This is a genomic window from Chitinibacter sp. ZOR0017 (assembly GCF_000799095.1).
Lineage (GTDB): Bacteria > Pseudomonadota > Gammaproteobacteria > Burkholderiales > Chitinibacteraceae > Chitinibacter > Chitinibacter tainanensis.
Window position 1 is genome coordinate 17,533 of the sequence record NZ_JTLG01000032.1, and the last position, 9,073, is coordinate 26,605.

General features: G+C 52.6%; 10 protein-coding genes. 5 read left to right on the forward strand and 5 right to left on the reverse strand.

Annotation, left to right across the window (positions count from 1 at the left end):
• Positions 1-9 precede the first annotated feature (9 nt).
• From coaE to L991_RS10885, 5 genes are all read right to left on the reverse strand, one after another.
• Positions 10-657, reverse strand: a complete 648-nt coding sequence (coaE, locus tag L991_RS10865; protein ID WP_052190819.1) for a dephospho-CoA kinase — start codon at positions 655-657, stop codon at positions 10-12.
• Positions 647-1,480, reverse strand: a complete 834-nt coding sequence (locus L991_RS10870) for an A24 family peptidase (RefSeq protein WP_081986639.1) — start codon at positions 1,478-1,480, stop codon at positions 647-649. The genes coaE and L991_RS10870 overlap by 11 nt, the downstream gene beginning before the upstream one ends.
• 31 nt (positions 1,481-1,511) lie before the next feature.
• Positions 1,512-2,741, reverse strand: a complete 1,230-nt coding sequence (locus tag L991_RS10875; protein ID WP_047395244.1) for a type II secretion system F family protein — start codon at positions 2,739-2,741, stop codon at positions 1,512-1,514.
• A gap of 12 nt (positions 2,742-2,753) precedes the next feature.
• The gene (gene pilB, locus L991_RS10880; protein ID WP_034618539.1) at positions 2,754-4,460 is read right to left on the reverse strand and encodes a type IV-A pilus assembly ATPase PilB; all 1,707 of its coding nucleotides are present in this window, start codon (positions 4,458-4,460) and stop codon (positions 2,754-2,756) included.
• Positions 4,461-4,687: 227 nt separating this feature from the next.
• The gene (locus L991_RS10885) at positions 4,688-5,494 is read right to left on the reverse strand and encodes an inner membrane protein YpjD (protein ID WP_052190820.1); all 807 of its coding nucleotides are present in this window, start codon (positions 5,492-5,494) and stop codon (positions 4,688-4,690) included.
• Positions 5,495-5,575: 81 nt separating this feature from the next.
• Between L991_RS10885 and ffh the strand changes: the two genes are divergently transcribed.
• The 5 genes from ffh (at position 5,576) to rplS (ending at position 9,016) form a co-directional block, all read left to right on the forward strand.
• Positions 5,576-6,919 carry a signal recognition particle protein gene (ffh, locus tag L991_RS10890; protein ID WP_047395247.1) on the forward strand — a complete coding sequence of 448 codons (1,344 nt, stop codon included), beginning with the start codon at positions 5,576-5,578 and terminating at the stop codon, positions 6,917-6,919.
• 103 nt (positions 6,920-7,022) lie between these two features.
• A complete protein-coding gene (gene rpsP, locus L991_RS10895) occupies positions 7,023-7,271 on the forward strand; it encodes a 30S ribosomal protein S16 (RefSeq protein WP_028448426.1) in 249 nt (82 codons plus the stop codon).
• A 10-nt stretch (positions 7,272-7,281) separates the two neighbouring features.
• Positions 7,282-7,824 carry a ribosome maturation factor RimM gene (gene rimM, locus L991_RS10900; RefSeq protein WP_231550539.1) on the forward strand — a complete coding sequence of 181 codons (543 nt, stop codon included), beginning with the start codon at positions 7,282-7,284 and terminating at the stop codon, positions 7,822-7,824.
• Between the two features lie 14 nt (positions 7,825-7,838).
• Complete coding sequence (gene trmD / locus L991_RS10905; RefSeq protein ID WP_047395250.1) at positions 7,839-8,639, forward strand: tRNA (guanosine(37)-N1)-methyltransferase TrmD; 801 nt, start codon at positions 7,839-7,841, stop codon at positions 8,637-8,639.
• A complete protein-coding gene (rplS, locus tag L991_RS10910; protein WP_028448428.1) occupies positions 8,636-9,016 on the forward strand; it encodes a 50S ribosomal protein L19 in 381 nt (126 codons plus the stop codon). Before trmD ends, rplS begins: the two co-directional genes overlap by 4 nt.
• Positions 9,017-9,073: the final 57 nt, after the last annotated feature.

Consider the following 9,073-nt stretch of genomic DNA (forward strand, 5'->3'; position numbering starts at 1 on the left):
TGCTGCCCTTCAAGTTCCACTTTGGGAGGAAAAATGGCAGGGATGGCGCTTGCTGATCTCTGCCAGTATTTTTCGATGAAGCCGGTTTACCTGATACACAATATCAAGCTTAGACCCATTATTGTAAAGCAAGTAATCGCTAAGATGTCCGCGTTCGTCATCACCCAATTGATTATTCATAATCGATACGACAGTTTCGCGGGTTAAAGCTGAGCGTTGCATCACGCGACGTATCCTTAGCTCGGTATCCGCCAGGATGGTCGCTGTTGTATTGCAGTGCGCACGAAAGTTTGGCGTTTCATGCAGCAGCGGCACCATAAAGATGATGTATTCGCTCTCGATCGTGGCGATAGCCTGCAGACAGGCTTGGAGAATGGCCGGTTGAAAAATGGATTCGAGTCTGACTTTGGCGTCGGGATTGCTAAAGACGACATCACGTACCCATGCCCGATTTAATGCGCCATCTTGTGCAATCGCATTTGGGCCAAAAGCCTGCGCAACTTGGGGAATCAGGGGGGAGTTGGCTTGGCTTAATTGATGAGCCTGTGCATCGGCATCGATGACACCGATTCCGAGCTGTTGCCAGATTGCAGCAAAGGTAGATTTGCCAGAGCCGATGCCGCCAGTCAGGCCGATAATTGGCCGCTTAAAGGCCATACAGCAAATGGTTAAGCTCTGGACCAAAGAACAGGGCCAAAATCCCCGCGATGCCTAGGTAGGGGCCGAAGGGTAATGGCTTATTCCAACCGCGGTTTTTGCCAATCACCATCACAATGCCGATTGCTGCTCCGGCCAAGGATGAAAGAAGGATAATCGCTGGCAAGCTACTAGCGCCGAGCCAAGCGCCTAGCGCTGCAAGTAATTTGAAGTCGCCGTAGCCCATGCCTTCCTTGCCGGTGACGAGCTTGAATAGCCAGTATATGCTCCAAAGGCTTAAATAGCCTAATGCAGCGCCATATACTGCCGAGGGTAAGCTGGTAAACAAAGCAAAGCTATTGGCAAGTAGCCCCGCCCAAACTAAGGGTAGGGTTATCGAGTCAGGCAGCAGATAGGTATCAGCATCGATCATGATCAACGCTATCAAAGCCCAAGCAAAAGGCAGCGCGCAGAGTAGCTGCAAGCTAGGGCCAAATTTCCAGGCGAGCAAAGCACTTAAAATGGCGGTGGCCAGCTCAACAGTTGGATAACGAATGCTGATCGCTGCTTTGCAATTTGAGCACTTGCCCTGCAGGACTAACCAGCTGAAGACCGGAATATTCTCGCTGGCCTTGATCTGGTGGCCACATTGTGGGCATTTTGAGCGTGGAACAGCTAAGTTATATTTGCCTAGAGATTTAGGGCTCTCAATCCCAGTTAAGTGCAGTGCACACTCTGACCGGAATTCGTTCTCCATCATGATTGGCAACCGATGAATTACAACATTGAGAAAGCTGCCAATGCACAAGCCAAATAATGCAACGATTAGGATCAATAAAACCAAGATACCCTCAATAACTTAATTGCGTTCAGCCTTAGCCGCCGACAGCTGCGCCCATCTTGAAGATCGGGAGGTACATTGCAATAACCAGCCCACCAATTAATGTCCCTAGAACGACCATGATAATCGGCTCCATCAGGCTGGAGAGCGCTTCTACTGCATTGTCCACTTCCTCTTCATAATAATCTGCCACTTTGCCGAGCATACTGTCGAGAGAGCCTGACTCTTCGCCAATTGAAACCATTTGTAGAACCATATTAGGGAATACATTGGTATTGGTCATTGCCGTGGTCAGGTTGGTGCCAGTGCTCACTTCGGATTGAATTCGTGTGGTAGCCTGTTTGTAGATAATGTTCCCTGCCGCCCCGCCAACCGATTCGAGGGACTCAACTAATGGCACGCCGGCTGCAAACATGGTGGACAATGTACGTGTCCAGCGGGCAATCGTGGCGTTTTTAACGATTTCACCGAATACGGGCAGTTTCAGGAGTAGGCGATCCATAAAGAACTGAACCTTCTCTGATTTTTTCCAGATTTGAAGGAATGCGTAGATGCCCCCGCCCAAGACCCCGAAAATTAACCACCAGTAAGTGACGAAGAAATCCGAAATGGCCATTACTAAAAGTGTAGGACCGGGTAAGTCTGCACCAAAGCTGGAGAATAGTTCTTTGAAGGCGGGGATTACAAAAATCATGATGACCGCCGTGATTACGAAGGCTGCCACGATGACTGCTGTTGGGTAAAACATCGCCGATTTGATTTTCTTTTTAACAGCCAGAATTTTTTCTTTGTAAGTAGCTAAACGTGCTAGCAAGGCATCAAGAATACCGGCCTGTTCGCCAGCCTGTACCAGATTGCAGTACAAGTTATCAAAATAAGATGGATGCTTACGAAAGGCTTGTGTTAGTGACGAGCCTGTCTCAATGTCGGTTTTGATTTCTAGAAGCAATTTGGTAACGGAGGGGTTGCTATGCCCTTTGGCCACGATATCGAATGCGGTAAGCAGCGGGACGCCAGATTTCAACATGGTGGCCAATTGCCGAGTGAACATGGTTATGTCCAAGTCTGTAATTTTGCGCCCTGCACCTAGGCGTACTTTCTTCACGCTAGTGACGTTAATACCTTGGCGGCGTAATGTGCTCTTGACCACGCTCTCCCCGCTGGCGCGCATTTCGCCTTTTACGATTTTATTGGTTCTATCCTTGCCTTCCCAGCGGAAGGTGAATTCTTTCACAGCTGGGCTCTTGCTTCTGGTTGTGGCCATGCTGATCCCCTATTAGGTATTGGTAACGGCCATGACTTCTTCTAGCGAAGTGAGGCCTTGTTTAACTTTACGTAGACCGGCTTCACGCAGGCTAAGAACGCCTTCTTTACGCGCTTGGTCGGCAATATCAATCGCGTTGCCATGGTTCATGATTAAGCGATTGATTTCGTCTGTGATGGGCATGACTTGATAAATGCCCACTCGGCCTTTGTAGCCTGTGTTTTTGCAGATATCGCAGCCAACTGGCCCATACGGCTGCCAGGTGTCGTCGAGGTCAGCTTCTGTGAAGCCTGCATCGAGTAGCGCTTGCTTGGGGATATCGACGTGTTTTTTGCAGCTGCACAGCCGCCTAGCTAAGCGTTGCGCGGTAATCAAAATCACTGATGAAGCGATATTGAAGGGCTGAATGCCCATGTTCAGCATCCGAGTTAGCGTCGTCGGCGCGTCATTGGTGTGAAGGGTTGAAAACACCATGTGGCCGGTTTGGGCGGCTTTAATTGCAATATCTGCAGTTTCAAGGTCGCGAATCTCCCCCACCATGATGATGTCGGGATCTTGACGCAAGAAAGCTTTTAGTGCTGCAGCAAAGGTTAGGCCGGCTTTGTCGTTGACGTTAACCTGGTTGATGCCGGGGAGGTTAATCTCGGCCGGATCTTCAGCAGTCGAGATATTGATATCTGGTTTGTTGAGTAGATTCAGGCAGGTATATAGCGATACGGTTTTGCCCGAACCCGTAGGGCCGGTAACCAGTACCATGCCGTATGGCCGTTGAATCGCATCAAGGATAATGGCCTTCTGGTCCGGATCGTAGCCAAGGGCGTCAATGCCCAGTGTGGCGGAAGATGGATCCAAAATCCGCATTACGATTTTTTCACCGTGCATTGTCGGTAGAGTCGAAACCCGGAAATCAATCGCCCGTGATTTGGACAGAACCAGCTTCATCCGGCCATCTTGCGGAATGCGCTTTTCTGAGATATCCAGTTTGGATATGACTTTAATCCGCGATGAAATTTTCTCTTTGATCGCCAGTGGTGGCTGCGCTACCTCGCGCAGCACCCCATCCACCCGATAGCGGATGCGATAAAACTTTTCAAACGGTTCAAAGTGGATATCTGAAGCGCCGCCGTTAATGGCATCCATCAGGATCTTTTGCAGATATTTAACGACTGGGGCATCGTCAATTTCTTGCCCCATTTGCGCGTCGTTGCTGCTTGGCTCGGGGTCGCCGCCTGCCATTTCAAGGTCGGCTTCGTCAATGACAATGTCTTTGAAGTTGGCGCCTGACGCCTCAATGGTCTTGTTGAGGAGGTTAACAAGTTTATTGTCCTCAACAATGATTGGCTCGACTTGCGAGTTGGTCTGAAAGCGAACCTTTTCAATGGCTTCCAGATTGGTGATGTCAGACAGGCCAATAAACAACTTGGTGCCACGTTTGAACAGGGGCACCAAGCGTTGAGAGCGCATGATGTTGTTGTCCAGTACGCCCTGTGGCAAGTAGCTGGTATCGATGCGATCGAGGTCTAGCAATGGATAGCCGAAGGTTTGCGAAGAAAATTCGGCGATTTCCCGTGCGCTAAGTTTGCGGCTTTGGGTTAATTGTTCGATGAACGAGGTTTTGCTGCTGCTGGCGGCCGACTGCAAAGCTTCGGCGTCGGTTTCGCTGAGACGTCCATGCTGGACGAGCAGACGGGCGAGGCCTGAGATGTGCGGGGTGCTCATGGCAGAAAAATCACTCCAATGCGATCAAGGCTTGATCCGTACGTTGCGGACAAAGCAAGCTCAATATAACCATAATCTTTACAAGTCTAGCAGATGACTTTCGAATGCGTAGCATCTGCATCACATTATGCTAATGAAATGTTGCAGCGTGGCTTGTGAATGGGGTCTGCAGTGTGTGGGGTGTTATTCGCGTTGACGCGGCGCCGTCCGAGTAAGGGTATCTTGCGCTAGGCTTTGTGTAGAAAGACTTCTAGAGCAATACGGGTGCCAATATAGCCTAGTAACAGGCAGGCAAAACCAACGAGCGCCCAGTTGGCGGCAAAGCGTCCGCGCCAGCCTCGCAGATGATGGCCCAGTAATAAAGTTGCAAAAATGATCCACGACAGCAAGCCAAATACGGTTTTGTGATTCCAGCTAAACCATTGCCCGAGTTGCTGGCTGTTCATGATGGCGCCGGCAATCAGCGCCAAGGTCAGGGCGATAAAGCCCGTGTTTAGGGTCGCGAAAAGTAGGCGCTCTAGCGTCAATAGTGGCGGGAGGGTGCGTGCGAGTAGTTTGCTGGTGTGATGATGTAGGGTGCTGTCGGTCATGCGCATCAATACGGCGATCCCGGCGGCGATAAAAATCAAGCTCTGCGCCAGCATTGCCAAAAAGAAGTGCGCCTGAGAGAGTGGGTTGGCTTGATAGCTGGGGGTGTGGCCTGCAGGCAGTAGTAGCGCCAGCCCGATAAAGCCGGCGGCGAAAGCCATTAAGGGGGGTTCAATGCCGGCGAGCTGGAGGCGTTTTTGTCCGCTGGCATAGATGGCCAGAGCTAGCCAGGCGGTGAGTGATAATGCTTGGGCTGCCCCAAAGGTGGGGGTGGGGCCGGCGATCGCGTGCAATAAGCCTGCGCCGTGGCAAAGTAAGCCTGCGCCGAGTAAGGTCGTTGCGATTGGCGCGCGCAGCAGGGTGCGGCCGGCGAGGCGTAGCTGGCAAAAATGCCAGCCGAGTAGCAGGTAAATGCAGAAAGCCAGCAGTGCAAGCAGAGTCAGCACGGCAATTAGGGTAAAATGGCAAAGAATTAAGTCTAACAGAGTGATTGCCCCTGCGGCAGTAACAGCTCAAGGAATCGTTGCATGTTTGAAAATCTGTCTGGCCGCCTTGGTAGTGTGGTGAAAACCCTGCGGGGGCATTCCCGTCTGACTGACGACAATATCAAGGATGCACTGCGCGAAGTGCGGATGGCTCTGCTGGAGGCCGATGTGGCGCTGCCGGCGGTGAAGCAATTTATCGCTGACGTCAAAGTGCGAGCTGAGGGGCGTGAGGTGGTTGGTAGCCTTACGCCGGGGCAGGCCGTCATCGGTGTGGTGTACGAAGAGCTCACCAAGCTGATGGGGGCGCAGAACGATGCATTGAATCTGGCGGCACAACCACCGGCCGTTATCTTAATGGCGGGTTTGCAGGGGGCGGGTAAAACCACCACCTCGGGCAAGTTGGCCAAGTTACTCAAAGAAACCCAGAAAAAGAAAGTATTGCTGGTATCGACAGACGTCTATCGTCCGGCCGCGATTGAACAGCTAAAAACCCTGGCGCAGCAGCTGGAAGTGGAGTGGTTTCCTTCCGATGTGTCGCAAAAGCCAGTGGATATCGCGCTGGCGGCCATTGACTATGCTAAGCGCCATTTCTTTGATGTGTTGATTGTCGATACGGCCGGTCGTCTGGCAATTGATGAAGCGATGATGCTGGAAATCAAGGCTTTGCATGCCTCGGTGAAGCCAGTGGAAACCTTGTTCGTTGTTGATGCGATGCAAGGGCAGGATGCGGTAAATACCGCGCAGGCATTCAATGAGGCGCTGCCGCTTACAGGGGTAGTGCTCACCAAGATGGATGGTGACTCCCGTGGTGGTGCCGCGCTGTCGGTGCGACATATTACCGGCAAGCCGATTAAATTCCTGGGTACGGGCGAGAAGCTGACCGGCTTGGAGCCTTTCCATCCCGATCGTATGGCCAGTCGTGTGCTGGGCATGGGCGATGTGTTGTCGCTGATCGAAGATGTGCAAGCCAGTGTTGATGAAGCCGAAGCGCTGAAAATGATGAAGAAGGTCAAGTCCGGCAAGGGCTTTGACCTAGAAGACTTCAAGGCGCAAATTCAGCAAATGAAAAAAATGGGCGGGATGTCTGCGTTGCTGGATAAGCTGCCGGGCAATCTGGCCTCGATGGCCGATAGCCAGGTGACCGATAAGGCGGTGGCGCGGATTGAAGGGATTATTAATTCAATGACGCCGCTGGAGCGGCGCAAGCCTGAACTCCTGAAGGCGAGCCGCAAGCGGCGGATTGCAGCGGGGGCGGGGGTATCGGTGCAGGAGGTCAATCGCCTGCTGAAGCAGTTTGAGCAAACTCAGAAGATGATGAAGCAATTCTCGGGTGGCGGCATGATGAAAATGATGCGTGGACTCAAGGGCTTGATGCCGGGGATGTAACTGTGGCGAGCCGATGGCTTGCCGTTGGATGGGCTTGCGATCTGTCGAGTAATCTGGCATGATTGCGAGCTTATTTTTATTTATTCAATGATTGGGTTTTATTATGGTCGTGATTCGTCTTGCTCGTGGTGGCTCAAAAGATCGCCCGTTCTACAATGTTGTGGTGACTGATTCTCGCAACCGCCGCGATGGTCGTTTCATCGAGCGCGTTGGCTTCTACAATCCACAAGCTTCTGGTGCTGCTGAAGAACTGCGCTTTGTTGCTGATCGCCTGAACTACTGGCTGGGCGTGGGCGCGCAACCTACTGACACCGTAGCGCGTCTGATCAAGCAAGCTAAAGTAGCTGCCTGATTTTTCCGTGGTGAAAGATTCTAAAGCCTCGTCGATCGAGGCCCAGCAGGTGCCAGAAGATCTGGTGGTGATGGGCTACATCAGCGGGGCTTTTGGTATTCAAGGCTGGGTAAGTCTAGTGGCTGATACGCAATATGCGGATAGCTTGCTGGATTACAAAACCTGGTGGGTTGGGCGTGATGGCCGTTGGTCAGCTAAAGCCGTCTTGGATGGGCATGTGCAGCCGAAAAAGCTCAATGCGCGTCTGGAGGGGGTGGCAGATCGCGATGCTGCTTTTGCACTCAAGGGGTGCGAAGTGGCGGTGCCACGCAGTGCCATGCCGGCCTTGGCTGCCGATGAGTACTACTGGGCTGATCTGGTGGGCGTACAGGTGGTTAATCAGCAGGGCGAAAGCCTGGGCGTGATCGATCGTTTGTTCGAAACCGGAGCCAATGATGTCATCGTGGTGAAGGCGGATGGGGTTGAGCGCTTGGTTCCCTTTGTGGGGCATGTGGTGCTGAATGTCGATTTGCCGGCTAAAACCATGCTGGTTGACTGGGGGCTGGATTATTAATCCGGTGTGCGGCCATGCAATTTGACGTGGTGACGCTGTTTCCAGAGATGTTTGCGGCGATCACGGCGCACGGGGTTACCCGGCGCGCGGTTGAGCAAAATGCCATTGCGTTGCATACATGCAATCCGCGGGATTTCACCACCGACAACTATCACCGGGTTGATGATCGCCCATTTGGTGGTGGCCCCGGGATGGTGATGCAGCCGGCGCCGCTGGATAAGGCCTTGGGGTATTGCAAGCAGCGCCAGATTCAGAGCGGCTTGCAGCCCTATACCGTCTATATGTCGCCGCAGGGCGCGCCGCTCACGCATGCAAAAGTGGCGCAGCTGGCCGAGAAATCGGCGCTGGTGCTGCTTTGTGGTCGGTATGAGGGTGTTGATGAGCGTGTTTTGCAGGCGCACGTCGACGAAGAAATTTCCGTTGGCGATTATGTGTTGTCGGGGGGCGAATTGCCCGCGATGATTCTGATCGACGCGGTGGCGCGCTTGCTGCCTGGGGTGTTAAACACCGCGGCCAGTGCGGTCGAAGATTCGTTTGTGGATGGGTTGCTGGATTGTCCGCATTACACCCGTCCTGAAGTTTATCGCGATATGGTGGTTCCGGAGGTTTTGCTTTCGGGGAACCATGCCGCAATAAGGCGCTGGCGTTTGAAGCAGTCGCTGGGGCGCACTTGGTTGCGTCGCCCAGATTTGCTGCAAGAGCGCCGGTTATCTAAAGAAGAGGCACGGCTTCTGGCTGAGTTCCAGCGTGAACAATCGGCTGTAGCGCCCGGCGCGGCGTCAGAAGGTACGGTCTCACTAGGAGAAGTAAAATGAACTTGATTCAACAACTCGAGCAAGAAGAAATCGCCCGTCTGGGTAAATCTATCCCTGAATTCGCCCCAGGTGACACCGTTGTGGTCTCTGTGAAAGTGAAAGAGGGTTCACGTGAACGTCTGCAGGCTTATGAAGGCGTGGTGATTGCTAAGCGCAATCGCGGCCTGAACAGCAACTTCATCGTGCGCAAGATTTCTTCTGGCACCGGCGTTGAGCGTACTTTCCAAACTTACTCACCACTGGTGGCTTCGATCGAAGTGAAACGCCGCGGTGACGTTCGTCGCGCCAAACTGTACTACCTCCGTGATCGTTCAGGTAAATCTGCACGTATCAAGGAAAAATTGCCTGCGCGTAAAGTGGCTGCTCCAGCTGCTTAATGCCTCGGTAATTTGGCCAATAAAAAACCCCGCGCTGCGGGGTTTTTTATTGTGAGC

Excerpts from the sequence above, each read along its gene's own strand:
- coaE (WP_052190819.1), bottom strand. The coding sequence starts at position 657 with ATGGCCTTTAAGCGGCCAATTATCGGCCTGACTGGCGGCATCGGCTCT.
- L991_RS10875 (WP_047395244.1), bottom strand. The coding sequence starts at position 2,741 with ATGGCCACAACCAGAAGCAAGAGCCCAGCTGTGAAAGAATTCACCTTC.
- pilB (WP_034618539.1), bottom strand. The coding sequence starts at position 4,460 with ATGAGCACCCCGCACATCTCAGGCCTCGCCCGTCTGCTCGTCCAGCAT.
- ffh (WP_047395247.1), top strand. The coding sequence starts at position 5,576 with ATGTTTGAAAATCTGTCTGGCCGCCTTGGTAGTGTGGTGAAAACCCTG.
- rpsP (WP_028448426.1), top strand. The coding sequence starts at position 7,023 with ATGGTCGTGATTCGTCTTGCTCGTGGTGGCTCAAAAGATCGCCCGTTC.
- trmD (WP_047395250.1), top strand. The coding sequence starts at position 7,839 with ATGCAATTTGACGTGGTGACGCTGTTTCCAGAGATGTTTGCGGCGATC.
- rplS (WP_028448428.1), top strand. The coding sequence starts at position 8,636 with ATGAACTTGATTCAACAACTCGAGCAAGAAGAAATCGCCCGTCTGGGT.